Source organism: Legionella gratiana (genome assembly GCF_001467695.1).
In the GTDB taxonomy this organism is placed as follows: Bacteria; Pseudomonadota; Gammaproteobacteria; order Legionellales; family Legionellaceae; genus Legionella; species Legionella gratiana.
In genome coordinates this window covers 308,753-324,630 of record NZ_LNYE01000023.1, presented here as the reverse complement: position 1 = coordinate 324,630, position 15,878 = coordinate 308,753, and the positions used below count along the sequence as shown (strand labels likewise).

The following is a 15,878-nucleotide window of genomic DNA, read 5'->3' as shown; positions in this document are numbered from 1 at the left end:
ATAAAGGGGTATGTATAAGCATTATATAGGGATGGTTATTGAAGTAAAGTAGGGGTTGTTTACATTTCGCTAGCCAGCTAAGAAAATAAATGGACGCTAATTGATAACTACGATAAAAAGGAACATATGCGCTACGTACATATAGAAAATCCTGGGCCGCATAGTCGTTTATTCATTGAAAATGGTGCCACACCTGAATACAGTGATTCACAAATTCTAGTGCGAGTTAAAGCAACTGCTCTAAATCGAGCCGATATTATGCAACGGTATGGAAAATACCCCCCTCCTCCTGGAGAGTCTGAAATTCCTGGCTTAGAAATAGCCGGAGATGTAATCGAGGTAGGCGCAAAAGTGAGTCATTTCAGACCAGGTGATAAAATCTACGGTTTAGTAGGTAGCGGAGCGTATGCTGAATTTTGTCCTGTTGAAGCATCACTTGCACACCACCTTCCTGAGAATTGGGATTATACACTTGCAGCTGCACTTCCTGAAGCGCTCACAACTGCTTATGCTACTTTATTTGATCTCGGTAATTTTCAATCGGGACAAAACTTACTTATTCATGGAGCAGGAAGTGGCATCGCCTCATTCACAATTCAAATGGCTAAACTTGTCCATGGAAATGTAATCACTACTGTGGGCACAGATGATAAAGTAGAAAAAGCGGTCAAACTAGGTGCAAATCAGGTCATTAACTACAATAAACAAGATTTCGAAGATTTAATTGAGGATCACAGTATTGATTTAGTCATTGATTTTATTGGCGGCGAATATTTTAATAAGCATCTGCATCTACTCAAACCTAAAGGTAAATTAATTCAGATTGCTTGTCTCAAAGGCAGTGCTGTCGAATGTAATCTTGCCCTGATTATGCGTAAGAGACTGGAAATTATTGGTTTTGTGCTTCGTGCTCAAAGTATTGAAGAAAAGGCCAAATTATGGAGTGATGCCCATAAAATGTGGATTACTTCTCTCAAAATAAAACAATTAACCCCAATTATTGATTCTACGTTTAATCTCGAGCACATTGAGGAAGCACATCGATATATGCAATCAAGTGCTCATTTTGGCAAAATAGTCGTTCTTATCGATTAAACCTAGTAGTTTAACCGAATAGCCTTCATTCAAACTTCTACGATAGATACTCCAGTGATAAACCGAGGTAATAGCATAAACTTTGGTTTTATCAATTAACAAGAAAAATGACTTCTGTTTATTTTTGTAAAAATGAACGAGTAGAAACCCTTAAAAGCAAATAATTATCAAATTATTTCATATCATATATCGATATAATTTATTTTACTTACTGACTAAATATTGATTAAATAGTACATAAAAAACGAGCTAAAAATTAAGTGCATCTGTTTTAATTGTGCTTAATGATCTCAGCAATAAGCATAATTTAGGGGGATAAATGTGGCGAAGAAGTAACCAGTCTAATTTAGGTAATTCTGCGGCTTTAAAGTATCGAATAGCTTTCCATCCGAGCCATGAATGCTCATATAATGAGATTTCCATCCATTATTATAAACCTAAACCCACTATCTCTATTTTTTTTCGTTTAAGCAATCCTAATATACATAATAAATTAGTTCATGCTTTAGAAAAAAAATACCATTTACCCTCCTGGGAAAAAACTCCTTGGATATTTATTACGCTGAAAGCATTAGATAAAAATGAGGCTGAGGAAGTTTTTGACCTAATCAACAATGAAGTGCCTACTTTATTGCCGAAGAATGCATTTAATAGTGCCGTTACAGATATGTTAACTAAAGTTATCCCCACTGAAACACGAGTTCCATGGGGGAAGACTTTTGATATATTTGAGCGCTCTGTGGACTCCTTAACAAGAGAATTAAGCAGCCAAATGGATGAGGGGACGATTACGGATGAGGGGATAATAAAAAAACATGATGAAGCACAAATCGAGCGTGAAGAGAAAAAGGAACAGGAAGAAACTGATACAGCGGAAGTAAGTCAAAATGTGCCTACTTTATCAAATAAAGAAAAATTATTAATCATAATAGATACGCTTAAATATAATATGTTAACGCAACAAAATGGACGCAAAACAATTAGAAATCATGAATGGAAGGTAAATCTGTTAGTTGAGATACAAAATAAAATTATCAGAGAAGATCCTCAGCATATTGATATAAACCGATATTGTGATCATATTCATGATGTTTGTGCAATGAAAAGAAATCCTTTGCATTTTTGGTCAGAGCCGCACAGCGTATCTGAGCTTGCATCGTTGATCAATGAGCTTGGGTTAGAATGGAATACATCGACAAATGCTATTTCTGTTTTTTACTTGTAGGAGTAAGCGTCCGATGCAATAGCTGCTCATAAATAGGTCCATTTGGAGCAAGCTGCATCACAATGGTTGCGGTAATACAAGCCATCATCACTGGAAATATGAGATAATAATTATGAGTCATTTCAACCACTAATACTGCCCCAGTAATAGGAGATCGAGTCGACGCAGCAAAAAGTGCAGCCATTCCTGCGATAGCAAACATGCCTGGTTGTGTTAAAAAATCAATGTGTAGGAACTCCAATATACGAAACATCGCCAAGCCCAGAAGTGTGCCTATAGAAAGGATCGGAGCAAAAATTCCTCCTGGCACAGCAGTTCCGTAACAAGCCATCATGCCTATAAATCGGACTATTAATAAAAAACATAAAAGACTAAAACTTGGTGATAATGTTATTGCCTGGTGAATAATTTCCATTCCACCCCCCACAGATGCAGGATGATGTATTGCCAGAAAACCTACTATAAAACCTACAATTAAAACATAACACGACTTCTGTCTCGGGGTTAAATTATCCAAAAGTTCGAGAGTTTTCATTAAAGCAAGATTAAATAAAAGTCCTACAAAACCAACCACAATACCAAATAAAGCAAATAACCATAAGGCATCAAGTTGTGGAAATTCGAAAACACTCATTGGAATAGTCGGCTGAGGTCCAATCATAAACTCCAAAATTACCGTGGCTGTAATACAACAAATAACCACCATACTGAAGCTTGTAAAGGAATAGTTAAATTGGTTACGCATTTCTTCCATGACAAAAATCACTCCTGCTAACGGAGCATTAAATGCAACAGCTAAACCGGCAGCAGCTCCTGCGGCAATCAAACTATCTTTTCTGCGTCGTGCTAAATTAAATAAACTGCCAAGCATTTCCCCTAAATTACCACCAATATGAATAGTAGGTCCCTCTCGACCTAAAATCATTTTTGCCCCAAGCGCTAAAATACCAAAAAAAAATTTTACGGGTAATAAACGCCGCCAAAATATAGGTCTTACGTGGAGTAAGGCTCCTTCTATTTCGGGAACGCCACTTCCTGAGGCCTCTGGGGCAAAATGCTTCACTGCAAGATAAGCAGAATAAACCATGGTCATTGAGACTAATCCAGAAATAAATCCTGATGGCCATCCATTGATACTTAAAAAATGATAAAAGTTATCTAATAAGGTACCCAGTACATCAATAGACAAACGAAAGGTTGATCCTACTAAACCAACTACAATACCCAATACAACCGATACAATATAGAGTACCAATATTTTATGGCGCATTGTCTAAATCATCTCCATCAAATTTGTAATAATTTTTATTCCTGCTTGATTCACTAAAGACAATATTGTTTCAGGATGAAATTGCACTGCATGAATCGGCAAACGCTGATGAGAAACAGCCATCACAATCCCATCATCACTCACTGCCGTAACAATCAACTCTTTAGGCATGGTTTTTAAACGCGCATAAAGCGAGTGATATCTACCTGCTTTGAAATTCTCGCCTAAACCAGAAAATAAACGAGTTGGATGGGTCACCTTAATCATTGAAGGTTTACCATGCATGGGATAATCAAGGACATCTAAAACACCACCAAAATGCTCAACAATACCTTGTAAGCCTAAACAAACACCAAATAAAGGAATACTGCGAGAAATAACTGCGGCTATTGTTTCTGAAACTTGGAAATCACTAGGTTTACCTGGGCCAGGAGATAAAACTACAAGATCATATTTTTGCTCTTGTAAATAGTGTAATGCCTTATCAAACCTAATAGTATCTACTTCAGCTCCTGTTTGACGTAAGTAATTTGCCAAGGTATGAACAAAAGAATCTTGATGATCAATCAACAAAACACGTTTACCTTTTCCTGTTAGATGTAACGAAGGTTTAAGTTGCAAACTGCTTTCTTTTTTTTGCAATATGTCTAAAAAAGCGGATGCTTTCAGACGCGTTTCTTGCTCCTCGGATTCAGGAACTGAATCATAAAGCAAGGTAGCTCCCACACGAATTTCCGCAATTCCTTTTTCAAGACGAACGGTTCGTAATACCAAACCTGTATTTAAGTTGCCATCAAAACCAAACCACCCCACAGCACCCGCATACCATTTGCGTGGCGATTTTTCATGCTCCTCAATAAAATTAAGAGCCCAAATTTTAGGTGCTCCTGTAACCGTTACCACCCACATATGGGTTAAAAAGGCGTCAACAGCATCGAAATTTTCTCTTAAAATCCCTTCCACATGATCTACAGTATGAATAAGCCGAGAATACATTTCAATTTGTCTTCGTCCAATGACTTTTACTGAACCTGCCTCACAAATTCGTGACTTATCATTCCTATCTACATCAGTACACATTGTTAATTCGGACTCTTCTTTTTTTGAGTCGAGTAACGCTTGGATATTCTGAGCATCTTCAATCGCATCAGCACCGCGCTTAATCGTTCCAGAAATTGGGCATGTTTCTACTCTTCTTCCTTGTACACGTACATACATTTCGGGCGAAGCACCAACCAAATACTCTCCTTCACCTAAGTTAATAAAAAAACCATAAGGAGACGGATTTAATCGCTTCATTTGCCTGAATAAAGTAGAAGGCAACTCTGTATAGTGGGTATAAAAGGTTTGACTTGGTACTACTTCAAATAAATCACCACAAGCAAAACGATCTTTAGCGATATCGACAATTTTTGCATATTCCCCAGGCACATGGTCACACGTTTTTTCAGGTTTGTGAAAAGCCTCATACGGTACAGAAATACCTTCCCTAGCTAAAGACTTAGTGGATTGATCGTGAAATTGAAACTCATAACGGCGAACAAAAGCCTCTTCTTTTTGATGATTTACTACAAAAATTTCATCAGGAAAATAAAGAACCATATCCCTTTGAGATAAATCTCGTTCTTTATGCTTTTGCAAATCCTCAAATTGAAAAATTAAATCAAAACCAAAGGCTCCATATAATCCTAGATAAGATTCATTTTCTATTTTAAAAAAAGCTAATAGCAAACGAATAACCGTAAAAACAGAGGGTTGATGACTGCGTTCTTCCTCACAAAATACCCGCTCAGAAGCTTTAATTTTAACTTGAACCATAGAGTGATGGTGCGTCACTATTTCTAAAGAGTTTTCTTGTTCCAACAAAGGAACAATAAAAGCCAACAATACATGTCCTCGATGATTCAACGCATCGATTTGCACAAAGTTTTTTCGACATACGAATGCTAGGGGCGGATTATAAAAACCTATATCCCAACACGTATAACGTCCTGGATATTCAAAACTCGATGCAAATAAAGCGCCTCGTTGTGTGTCTAAATGTTCAAGAAGATTTCCTATACCTTGGTGGTAATCTAAACTCTGTTGAGCACACTCGATCTCAACACCACCTTGGGTTTTGTATTGCTGCAACATGAATAAAAACTCAAAAATGACTAGGGTGACTTATCATTGTACTTTAAAATAGTTGTTCTGCAAGAATCTCGATGATAAAGCAATTTCTGCTTTATGATGTACCCTGTTTTCATTTCGAACATCTTTTCATTTGAAATTAGGGCAATGATATGGACTCATCCTCCCTTTTAAACGGCTACTAAATGAGCCAAAATGGTTTCGTCAGAAACTAAACAAGAAAAGGAGAGTCCATATCATTGCCCTATTGTGACATTATATTCCACACGCACTATTTTATTTTTTATTCTCTAAAAGCGCTCTTTAATAAGTTCACTCAAAGAACAGTTTTTATCGATTGCTTCTTTAACCCATACTCCAACCTGATGGTGCGCATCTCTAAATGGTACTCCTTGCAATACCAATGATTCTAAGAGTGCAGTAGCCTCTAAATAACCGCTATTGGCCTTTTGTTGCATCACATTTGTATTAAATTGCACGCTTTGTAAAAAAGGAGTTATAATTTCCAAACAGGAACTCAATGTATTTACTGTATCAAACAAACACTCCTTGTCTTCCTGCATGTCTTTATTATAAGCAAGTGGCAAGCTTTTCATTACAGTTAAAATACCCATTAGATGTCCATAAACACGACCGCTTTTCCCCCTAATGAGTTCTAAAACATCAGGATTTTTCTTATTCGGCATCAAAGAAGAACCTGTAGCAAATGCATCATCAAGAGTGATAAAACCAAACTCCTGGGTAGACCAAAGAATTAAATCTTCAGACAAACGTGATAAATGCATCATAATGATTGCGGCAACAGAACAAAACTCAATAATAAAATCTCTATCACTTACAGCATCTAATGTATTTTCAATAACTCCTTTAAACTCCAAAGTCTGTGCCACCCATACTCTATCGAGTGGTAAGGCGCTTCCTGCCAAAGCCCCTGCTCCTAAAGGGGAATAATTCATTCGCTCTTGCCAATCATGCAGACGTTCTAAATCTCGATGAAACATGGCACTATAAGCTGCAAAAAATTGGCCCAGATAAATAGGTTGAGCTTGCTGTAAATGGGTATAACCAGGCATTTTATCTTCAGCATGGAGTGTTGCGAGTTCTTCTAAAACATGCAACAAATGATTTAAAAGCTGGCTGATGTGCAACCCTACATCGCGAGAATATAACCTTAAATCCAAAGCAACTTGATCATTACGACTACGACCTGTATGTAGTTTTTTACCTACTTCACCAATTTTCGCAATCAATAATTGTTCAATGAGCATATGAATGTCTTCACAGGACTCATCAAACGCATGAGTTTTGTTTTCGAGCTCATGACTTATTTCTGTCAAAGCATTATAGATACATTCCGCTTCACTCTGAGTAATAAGTCCTTGGCGAGCAAGCATTTTTGCATGTACTTGACTTCCCAATATATCATGCTTAAAAAGTATCTTATCAAAAGGCAATGAAGCATTAAAATGCATCACTCTGGGATCCAGTGCTTTCTTAAATCGCCCTCCCCAAGTTTTATGACTCATTATGTTTCTCCTTGCTTTGATGTACCTTGCCATAAACTTGTGCTGACAGAGAAAATAAATTAATAAACCCTTCGGCATCCTGTTGATTATACACACTGTCTTCTTCAAAAGTTGCCAAAGCAGGATCATGAAGACTATAAGGTGAATGCATACTTTCAGGAATTATATTTCCTTTAAATAACTGTAAAGTCACCGTGCCAGTAAGATGCTGCTGAGTCACATCAATGAGTGCATCCAATGCTTTTTTAGCGTGGGAAAACCAGCGTCCTTCGTAAACAAGATTAGCATAAGTTTGTTGTAACGATTGCTTTAAATGCAATGTTGCCCTATCTAAACATAAACTTTCTAACATTTGATGTGCTTTATAAAGCACTGCTGCCGCAGGCGCTTCATACACTCCTCTGATTTTCATTCCAACTAATCGATTTTCTACAATATCAGCCACACCTATTCCATGTACTCCTGCAATTTCATTTAATTCTTTCAACAATCCAACTGGAGATTTTTCTTTAGAATTCAGCGCAATAGGTACACCTTGTTCAAAATCAATACTTACAAGCTCTGAATGATTGGGTGTATGTTCTAAAGCTGCGGTCATTAACAACAAATCATTCGGTTTGGGCTGTCCTGGATCCTCCAACACCCCACCTTCGTGCGAAATATACCAAAGATTATGATCGCGTGAATAAGGAGATTTAGGAGTTACCGGCACTTCTATTCCATGTAATTGAGCATATTCTATTGCTTCTTGCCTGGACTTTATCTTCCAAATTCGCCATGGAGCAATAATTTTAAGTTCTGGTGCCAAAGCTTTTATCGTATATTCAAATCGCACCTGATCATTACCCTTTCCAGTTGCACCATGAGCGATTGCATCCGCATTTTCTTGTAAGGCAATTTCAACTAATTTTTGCGCGATTAAAGGCCGGGAAATAGTACCTAAAACATATTGATTTTCATAAAGTGCTCCTGATTTTACTAAACGCCACAGATAATTACTCACAAACTCCTCTTGAACATTCATTACATAAGCTTTTGTAGCACCACTTTTAATTGCCTTTTCCTTAATTGCCGATAAATCTTCATTTTGTCCTAAATCACAAACCATAGCGATAATTTCTGCTTGTTGATAATGCTCTTTAAGCCAGGGAATCATCACTGAAGTATCAAGGCCACCTGAATAGGCAAGAACAATTTTTTTTATGGATTCAGTCATCATTTACTCCTGATAATATTGTTTTAAATATGCTATGGGTTCCGCTAATTCTTTGGGTACCACATCTGCGACTAATTGGCCGTCTTTAAGAATAATTAATCGATCAGCCATCTTGCTCAGAAAATCAAGATCATGCGAGGCAATAATCATCGTAACACCTAAGGACTTTACTGAATTTAATAGACTAATCACTTCATCAATCGTTGCCAAATCAAGGCCTGATGTAGGTTCATCACACAGTAACAAATGAGGCTGCATCATCAAACTTCGCGCTAAGGCAACACGTTGTTTTTGTCCTCCAGATAATTGTTGTGGGTAAACATATGCCTTATCACTCATTCCTAAACTCTTTAAAAAAGCATGTGCTTGTTCCTCATGATTTACATTTTTGTGATGTAATTGTGGTGCATAAACTAAATTTTGCATCACCGTCATATGAGGAAAAAGTTGAAAATCTTGGAACATAAAACCACTTTTCCCTACCACTTCAATTGACCCTGAATCTAAAGTTTCTAACTGTTGTATGCAACGTAATAAGGTGGATTTTCCACTTCCTGATGGCCCAGCCAAACCAAGTACAGTATGAGCTTTCACATGAAGATCCAAATTGTTTAATACGGGTAATGCACCGAAGTACTTACACGCCTTATTAATGGTTAACATAAAGCCCCCTGTGTTCCATTTTTTTACCCAATGCTTCGATTAAAAGAACCAAGGCATAGTAATAACAACCAGCAATACAAAGAGGTATAAAATAGGTAAATTGTTCAGCGGCAACAGATTGAGCTCTACGCATCAAATCCATACCACCAATAGTTGCGATTAACGCTGTTTCTTTGAGTAGAGCAATCATTTCATTAATAAAAGCAGGTAACACATTTTTAATTACTTGGGGTAAAACAATATCTTTCCATAAATAAAAATTTGGAATATGCAGTGTTTTTGCAGCTTCAAACTGACCTTTTGGCAAATGATCGATTCCTGCTCGCAAAATTTCTGCTATGTACGCGGAACTGTTCAACCCAAACGTGATTAGACCCGCTACCATAATATTTGCTTTAATCCCAATTAATGCGGGTACTGCAAAATAAATAAAACTCAGCTGTAAGATTACTGGAGTTCCTCGCATAATCGAAATAAATCCATTAATAAGCGGTTTCATTATTCCTTGATAGCGTAATAATGCCAGTAAAGTACCCAATACAGTTCCTATCAACAAACCACCGAATAGTAGCGTTAAAGTCACGAGAATCCCTTCGCCAATATAGAGAATATCTTGATTTAACTCGGCCATTGTGTACCCTCCAACCATTTCTTCTTCAATTTGGCTAATTCACCGTTTTGCTCGAGCTCGTGTAAGGCTTGGTTTATCTTCTGAGTTAAAGGAGAACCTTTTTTCAGTGCTAACCCATAGCCATCTGCTGATTGAGCAATCACTGCAAAAGACAATCCGGGATTTTTTTGGCTATAAACAGCTCCTTGTATTCCATCTACCAAGACTAAATCTACATGTCCCGCTTTCAAGGCGGCTATAGTTTGATTGTTATTATCCATCACCAATATATTGGCATTGGGTGCATTCTTTTTTAACCAAATTTCCATAGTAGTTCCCAATTGGACTGCTATTTTTTTATCAGTTAATTCTTTTGCATTCTTAATTGGTTTTTCTTTTGGGAATACAGCTGCCATGCTTTCAAAATAATAGGGTTCAGTAAAATCAAAATTCTTTTTTCGCTGTTCTGTAATGGTAATTGTAGAAATCGCTGCATCAACCTGTCCCATGCTTAATGCGGGTAAAATACCGCTGAATTGCATGGTATCAAAATAGACTTCTTTGCCCAGTTTTTTTGCAATTAAACGTGCCAGATCAATATCAAATCCTTTAATTTCCCCATAATCATTATATTCAAATGGTGGATATTCAGCAGCTACGGCAAAGTGAATTGACTGTGTGTCTTCATCAGAAATACTAGCATAGCAAAGAGAAATGAAAAAAGCCAAGCCTGATAAAACAATAAAAAACGGTGTCTTCATTTGAATTTAAATCCAGTTTTTATGCGTTTTTTAAATTTAACAGTGACAACTTGCTTTGTCAAGAAATTGTGAATATAATTTCTTAAAAGTGACTATGCATTCAAAATATCCAATAAAAGGGAGAAATCAATGAGCCAAGATCCAGCTCTGGATGGACATATATTAAGTATTGTGCAGACAGAACAAATTGAAGAACAAATTGATTTACAAAACGCATTAAAAAAGCGAGGCTACACGATCCCCCAGGCAACATTATCTCGTCGACTCAAAAAACTAAAAATAGCGAAAATTGGTGGCACTTATCAAGTAATCGATTTTAATTTGCCCAATTTGCCCTTAGTATTGAACATGCAAATCTCGGATTATGGACTCATAATACTCCACACTCATCCTGGAAACGCTAATAGTCTTGCCTTTTACATTGATAGAAAATACGTCTCTTTTTCCCTTCAAAATACACAAAACTCCGGTATTTTAGGAACTATTGCAGGTGATGACACCGTGCTTCTTATTGTAAAAAATAAGGAACAACTGCCTCATGTAGTCCAATTGTTATACGATGAATTTCCTTATTTAAAAAGAGGTTGAATGTAACATTAACTGCAACCCTATCATTACTGCGAAAGCGCTGAGGAATCCCCGACCTCTGCTTTAGTAATGGTATATACCCTACCATTACATGACGCAGCTCTCCTCACCCCAAAATACAATTATATTTGTAAGTTCTTACATCCTAGATATAATAAGGTTTCCACGTGTAAGGTACCCAATTTATGACCATTTCAGTAAAAGAGTTAGAAAAGATTTCACAACTAGCCTATCTCGATACAGATATAGAACATTCACCTAAGCTTATCGAAGATATTAATGCCATTATGAACTTTGTAGATCAATTACGTGCTGTTGATACTCAAGGCGTAGAACCACTTTTTCATCCTCTTGCTCTAAACCAGTGCTTAAGACCTGATGTGGTTACTGAAGAAACTTGCGTGACTGAATTAGCAGCACTTGCGCCCAAATTTGCAAAGGATCTTTATCTAGTACCTCAAGTTATAGAACAGAGTAAATAACTATGGAAATCTTATCTCTAAAACACTATTCTCATGCCTTGCATCAAGGTAAACTTTCTAGCGTTGAATTAACGAAACATTGCCTAGCACAAATCAAAAAACAGAACGATTTAAATGCATTTATTAGCCTTGATGAAGAATACGCTCTGCTTGCAGCCCAAAAAGCCGATCAAGAATTAAAAAATGGCCAAGGAAAAGTACTTACAGGAATTCCGATGGCACTGAAAGATTTATTTTGTACGGAGAGAATGACGACCACGTGTGCTTCTAAAATGCTCGCTCGTTTTCAATCTCCTTATCAAGCAACTTTGGTGAATAAACTCTTAGAACACGGCGCCATTCTTCTTGGCAAAACCAATATGGATGAATTTGCCATGGGTTCATCCAATGAAAACAGTTACTTTGGAGTAGTTAAAAATCCATGGGATAAAGAACGAGTTCCAGGAGGTTCTTCTGGAGGTTCCGCTGCAGCTGTAGCTGCAGGTTTAATCCCTTTTGCTATAGGCTCTGATACAGGCGGCTCAATAAGACAACCTGCTGCTTTGTGTGGAATCAGTGGAATAAAACCTACCTACGGTCTTATTTCGCGTTATGGAATGGTTGCCTATGCATCCAGTCTTGATCAGGCAGGACCTTTGGCCCGAAGTGCTGAAGATCTCGCATTAGTACTTCAAGCGATGGTAGGGCATGATCCTAAAGACTCAACCTCAGTTGAATCAGCAATTCCTAATTATTATGAAGCGCTCAATAGACCCTTAGCCAAACTCAAAATAGGCCTACCTTCATGTTTTTTTCAACCCCAAGTAGAACAAGAGGTACAGCAAGCAATCCGTACAGCAGTTACCGTTTTTGAGGGAATGGGCGCTGAAATTATGGAGTTGGATTTACAACTACAGCCATTATGGGTACCTTGTTACTATGTAGTTGCCTGTGCTGAAGCTTCATCCAATTTATCGCGTTATGATGGACTGCGTTTTGGTTATCACAGTGATAAAGCAACAAACTTAACGGAGCTCATTCGTAATACACGTAGTGAGGGATTTGGTATTGAAGTAAAACGACGAATACTTACAGGAACTCATGTGCTTTCTTCGGGTTACTTTGACGCTTATTATTTGCAAGCACAAAAAATTCGTCGCTTAATTCAAGAAGAACTTGTCACTACCTTAAAAACAGTAGACATAATTTTGGGACCAACTTCTCCAACATGCGCCTTTAAGATCGGCGAAAAGGTTAAGGATCCTATTCAAAATTACCTAGCTGATGTCTTTACTGTTGCTGCTAATCTTGCCGGATTACCTGCAATTTCCATCCCCGCAGGATTTGCTCAAGGACTACCTATAGGATTGCAACTTATGGGCAAGCATTTTAGCGAATCTCATTTGCTTCAGATTGCTCATCATTATCAACAACAGACCAACTGGCATTTAGCCAGTCCAAATCAATAAAGGTGGACTATGGAATGGGATACAGTCATCGGGCTCGAAGTACATATTCAGCTTAAAACAAAATCTAAACTATTTTCCGGCGCATCTACCGCATTTGGCTCCACTCCTAACTCACAAACATGCTTTATCGATGCAGGATTTCCTGGTGTCTTACCTGTATTAAATCGAGAAGCGGTGACCATGGCGATTCGATTTGGTTTAGCCATCCAAGCAGAAATTCAAGAGCAATCCGTTTTTGAGCGCAAAAATTATTTTTATCCTGACTTGCCTAAAGGATATCAGATTAGTCAATTTCAAAAACCAATTATCAGTAACGGTAAATTAACTATTACTTTGAATAATGGTAGCGAAAAAGATGTTTTCATTGCACGTGCCCATTTGGAGGAAGATGCGGGTAAATCATTACATGGGGTACATTCTGGTTATAGTGGCATTGATCTTAACCGTGCAGGCACACCATTGTTGGAAATTGTAACCACCCCCTGTCTATTTTCCAGCCACGAAGCCGTTAGCTATCTCAAAAAATTACATCAATTGGTTCAGTTTTTGGATATTTGTGATGGGAACATGCAAGAGGGTAATTTTCGTTGTGATGTGAATCTCTCATTAAAACCGAAGGGATCGTCTGCCTTAGGGACACGAACTGAATTAAAAAACTTAAACTCATTTCGTTTTATTGAAAAAGCAATCGCCTATGAACAAGCGCGGCATTTGGATTTATTGGAACATGGGCAACAAGTAATTCAAGAAACGCGTCTTTATAATCCTGATACGCATACTACTCATGCGATGCGTAGTAAAGAAAATGAAAACGATTACCGTTATTTTCCAGATCCTGATTTATTACCGATTCAAATCACCCCTTCTCTCATTGCTGAAGTAAAAAATAATTTACCCGATCTCCCTGATAAAATTCATCTGGAATTAAAAAATACTCCTTTATTAAATGAGGGAGACATTAATTTTATTCTTTCTTCGCCATCAGCCTATTATTTTTATAAAGAAATAAAAGCACAAAGTCATGCCCCTGAAAAAATGATTATTAATTGGTTAAAAGGACAATATACCGCGGCTTTGAATGAAGAAAACCTAACCTTCAATACACCTCGTATACCCGCAAAAATCATGGCGAATCTCCTCGATAAGTTACATGATAATATTATCTCTCTAAACAATGCCCGAACCATTTTTGTTTTACTATGGGCCGGTGAACAAGATATTGAAGCAATCATCGAGCGCGAAGGTTTTCGTGAATCAGATAATACCGTTCTTTGGGAAGATATGATTGTTCAATTAATAAAACAATATCCCGAGCAAGTTGCCGATTACAGGGCAGGAAAAGAAAAATTATTGGCCTTTTTTATTGGGCAAATAATGAAACAAACTAAAGGAAAAGCAAATCCGGAGCAAATTAATCTTCTTCTGAAGAAACACTTAATAGGAAAGTGATCCAACTCACTCTAGTTTATTGCTTGCATTTTAGCAAGCTCTCTGAAATTGAGTGATGCTTTTACGCGCCCTCTAATTTTTGATTGCGACTCATTTGCTTGAAATAATAAAAAATTAGTACTAAATATTATTCATTACTCACATCACATAAGATGAGCACAAACCAAGTAGCTATGGAATCGAAATAATTAATTTTTGGAAGAACTGTTGTATCTCTTTCATATGGACTGGTATTAATTTGAGGAGAAAGGTTAATATGGCTAAGAAGATGCAAGGAAAGCCAATATGGGATAGAGTAGCTTTTCTATTTCAAGGAGGAGGTGCTCTAGGCGCTTTTCAAGTTGGTGTTTTTGAAGCGTTACAAGAAGCTGGATATCATTTTGATTGGGTGAGTGGCATATCAATTGGCGCAATTAATGCTGCTATTGTTTCTGGAAATAAACCAGAACATCGTGTGGAAAAGTTAAAAGAGTTTTGGCAGATAATTAGTTCTCCAGAATCGCTGAGTTGGTGGCACTATTTAGGAGCAGATGAAGGGCTAAAGAAGTTATATAATCAATGGCATGCTCATACAACATTATTATTAGGTCAACCTGGATTTTTTCAGCCACGCATGATCTCCCCTCATTTTATTCATCAGGCCGTTCCTGATGAGATCAGTTTTTATGACACATCAATACTTCGTAATACTCTGGAGAATCTGATCGATTTCGATCGTTTAAACAGCGGCAAAACACGTCTAACTTTATCTGCAGTAAGAGTAGATAATGGACAAGAAGTTCATTTTGATACAAAAAATCAAAAAATACATCCCGAACATATCATGGCAAGTGGTGCTTTACCCCCTGGATTTCCAGCAGTAAAAATTGATGGGATATATTATTGGGACGGTGGAATTGTCAATAATACACCAATTGAGGTTATTTTGAATGATTTACCCCGCAAAAACACGTTGTGCTTTATGGTACATTTGTTTGATCCAGAGGGAGATTTGCCTTCTAATCTTGACCAAGTCTTATTAAGGCATAAAGATATTAGTTATGCGAGTAATTATAAACGTGTAATAAAGTCCTTTAGTGAAGCTCACGAAATGCGACACGCAATTTCCGCTCTTTATGATATGCTTCCAGATGAACTAAAAAAAGATCCTAAAGCACTAAAGTTAAGAGCACTTGGATGTAAATCGACCATGTTGATGGTACGGTTTCATCGCCACCATACATCAACCGATCTTTCTTCCAAAGACTATGCCTTTTCACCCACCTCAATACATGAAGGTATTGAAATGGGATACGAACAAGCAATGATGGCCCTTAAAAAATCAGCTTGGTTAAAACCCGTACCCAAAGATGTAGGCGCAATTTTATACGATATGCATTTGCATGAGGAGCCCTCTACACATCACCAATAAA

The 15,878-nt window shown here is 37.4% G+C and carries 14 protein-coding genes; 7 read left to right on the top strand and 7 right to left on the bottom strand.

What is annotated here, in order from left to right; all coding sequences use genetic code 11:
- Window positions 1-126: 126 nt before the first annotated feature.
- Together Lgra_RS12280 and Lgra_RS12275 are read left to right on the top strand one after the other, a co-directional pair.
- Window positions 127-1,095 (top strand): NAD(P)H-quinone oxidoreductase, encoded by a 969-nt coding sequence (locus tag Lgra_RS12280; protein ID WP_058499560.1) that lies wholly within the window; start codon window positions 127-129, stop codon window positions 1,093-1,095.
- A gap of 319 nt (window positions 1,096-1,414) precedes the next feature.
- Complete coding sequence (locus tag Lgra_RS12275) at window positions 1,415-2,320, top strand: hypothetical protein (RefSeq protein ID WP_058499559.1); 906 nt, start codon at window positions 1,415-1,417, stop codon at window positions 2,318-2,320.
- On the opposite strand, the gene clcA is transcribed toward Lgra_RS12275, so the two are convergent.
- The 7 genes from clcA to Lgra_RS12240 form a co-directional block, all read right to left on the bottom strand.
- Window positions 2,298-3,590, bottom strand: coding sequence for a H(+)/Cl(-) exchange transporter ClcA (gene clcA / locus Lgra_RS12270; protein WP_058499558.1), 1,293 nt, complete (start codon window positions 3,588-3,590; stop codon window positions 2,298-2,300). The genes Lgra_RS12275 and clcA overlap by 23 nt on opposite strands.
- Before the next feature lie 3 nt (window positions 3,591-3,593).
- A complete protein-coding gene (locus tag Lgra_RS12265) occupies window positions 3,594-5,726 on the bottom strand; it encodes an anthranilate synthase component I (protein WP_058499557.1) in 2,133 nt (710 codons plus the stop codon).
- Window positions 5,727-6,013: 287 nt separating this feature from the next.
- On the bottom strand, window positions 6,014-7,249 hold the full coding sequence (gene argH / locus Lgra_RS12260; protein ID WP_058499556.1) for an argininosuccinate lyase: 1,236 nt from the start codon (window positions 7,247-7,249) through the stop codon (window positions 6,014-6,016).
- A complete protein-coding gene (locus Lgra_RS12255; RefSeq protein ID WP_058499555.1) occupies window positions 7,239-8,465 on the bottom strand; it encodes an argininosuccinate synthase in 1,227 nt (408 codons plus the stop codon). The genes argH and Lgra_RS12255 overlap by 11 nt, the downstream gene beginning before the upstream one ends.
- 3 nt (window positions 8,466-8,468) lie before the next feature.
- Window positions 8,469-9,128, bottom strand: coding sequence for an amino acid ABC transporter ATP-binding protein (locus Lgra_RS12250; RefSeq protein WP_058499554.1), 660 nt, complete (start codon window positions 9,126-9,128; stop codon window positions 8,469-8,471).
- The gene (locus Lgra_RS12245; protein ID WP_058499553.1) at window positions 9,115-9,759 is read right to left on the bottom strand and encodes an amino acid ABC transporter permease; all 645 of its coding nucleotides are present in this window, start codon (window positions 9,757-9,759) and stop codon (window positions 9,115-9,117) included. Before Lgra_RS12245 ends, Lgra_RS12250 begins: the two co-directional genes overlap by 14 nt.
- Window positions 9,747-10,499: a substrate-binding periplasmic protein gene (locus tag Lgra_RS12240; protein WP_058499552.1), complete on the bottom strand. Its 753-nt coding sequence runs from the start codon at window positions 10,497-10,499 to the stop codon at window positions 9,747-9,749. Before Lgra_RS12240 ends, Lgra_RS12245 begins: the two co-directional genes overlap by 13 nt.
- 129 nt (window positions 10,500-10,628) lie before the next feature.
- Between Lgra_RS12240 and Lgra_RS12235 the strand changes: the two genes are divergently transcribed.
- The 5 genes from Lgra_RS12235 (at window position 10,629) to Lgra_RS12215 (ending at window position 15,877) form a co-directional block, all read left to right on the top strand.
- Window positions 10,629-11,087, top strand: a complete 459-nt coding sequence (locus Lgra_RS12235; RefSeq protein ID WP_058499551.1) for an arginine repressor — start codon at window positions 10,629-10,631, stop codon at window positions 11,085-11,087.
- A gap of 185 nt (window positions 11,088-11,272) precedes the next feature.
- A complete protein-coding gene (gatC, locus tag Lgra_RS12230) occupies window positions 11,273-11,569 on the top strand; it encodes an Asp-tRNA(Asn)/Glu-tRNA(Gln) amidotransferase subunit GatC (protein WP_058499550.1) in 297 nt (98 codons plus the stop codon).
- 2 nt (window positions 11,570-11,571) lie between these two features.
- Window positions 11,572-13,017: an Asp-tRNA(Asn)/Glu-tRNA(Gln) amidotransferase subunit GatA gene (gatA, locus tag Lgra_RS12225; RefSeq protein WP_058499549.1), complete on the top strand. Its 1,446-nt coding sequence runs from the start codon at window positions 11,572-11,574 to the stop codon at window positions 13,015-13,017.
- Between the two features lie 9 nt (window positions 13,018-13,026).
- Window positions 13,027-14,466, top strand: coding sequence for an Asp-tRNA(Asn)/Glu-tRNA(Gln) amidotransferase subunit GatB (gene gatB / locus Lgra_RS12220; protein WP_058499548.1), 1,440 nt, complete (start codon window positions 13,027-13,029; stop codon window positions 14,464-14,466).
- 256 nt (window positions 14,467-14,722) lie between these two features.
- Complete coding sequence (locus Lgra_RS12215) at window positions 14,723-15,877, top strand: patatin-like phospholipase family protein (protein WP_058499547.1); 1,155 nt, start codon at window positions 14,723-14,725, stop codon at window positions 15,875-15,877.
- Window position 15,878 lies beyond the last annotated feature (1 nt).

Excerpts from the sequence above, each read along its gene's own strand:
- Lgra_RS12280 (WP_058499560.1), top strand. The coding sequence starts at position 127 with ATGCGCTACGTACATATAGAAAATCCTGGGCCGCATAGTCGTTTATTC.
- Lgra_RS12275 (WP_058499559.1), top strand. The coding sequence starts at position 1,415 with ATGTGGCGAAGAAGTAACCAGTCTAATTTAGGTAATTCTGCGGCTTTA.
- clcA (WP_058499558.1), bottom strand. The coding sequence starts at position 3,590 with ATGCGCCATAAAATATTGGTACTCTATATTGTATCGGTTGTATTGGGT.
- Lgra_RS12265 (WP_058499557.1), bottom strand. The coding sequence starts at position 5,726 with ATGTTGCAGCAATACAAAACCCAAGGTGGTGTTGAGATCGAGTGTGCT.
- argH (WP_058499556.1), bottom strand. The coding sequence starts at position 7,249 with ATGAGTCATAAAACTTGGGGAGGGCGATTTAAGAAAGCACTGGATCCC.
- Lgra_RS12255 (WP_058499555.1), bottom strand. The coding sequence starts at position 8,465 with ATGACTGAATCCATAAAAAAAATTGTTCTTGCCTATTCAGGTGGCCTT.
- Lgra_RS12250 (WP_058499554.1), bottom strand. The coding sequence starts at position 9,128 with ATGTTAACCATTAATAAGGCGTGTAAGTACTTCGGTGCATTACCCGTA.
- Lgra_RS12245 (WP_058499553.1), bottom strand. The coding sequence starts at position 9,759 with ATGGCCGAGTTAAATCAAGATATTCTCTATATTGGCGAAGGGATTCTC.
- Lgra_RS12240 (WP_058499552.1), bottom strand. The coding sequence starts at position 10,499 with ATGAAGACACCGTTTTTTATTGTTTTATCAGGCTTGGCTTTTTTCATT.
- Lgra_RS12235 (WP_058499551.1), top strand. The coding sequence starts at position 10,629 with ATGAGCCAAGATCCAGCTCTGGATGGACATATATTAAGTATTGTGCAG.
- gatC (WP_058499550.1), top strand. The coding sequence starts at position 11,273 with ATGACCATTTCAGTAAAAGAGTTAGAAAAGATTTCACAACTAGCCTAT.
- gatA (WP_058499549.1), top strand. The coding sequence starts at position 11,572 with ATGGAAATCTTATCTCTAAAACACTATTCTCATGCCTTGCATCAAGGT.
- gatB (WP_058499548.1), top strand. The coding sequence starts at position 13,027 with ATGGAATGGGATACAGTCATCGGGCTCGAAGTACATATTCAGCTTAAA.
- Lgra_RS12215 (WP_058499547.1), top strand. The coding sequence starts at position 14,723 with ATGGCTAAGAAGATGCAAGGAAAGCCAATATGGGATAGAGTAGCTTTT.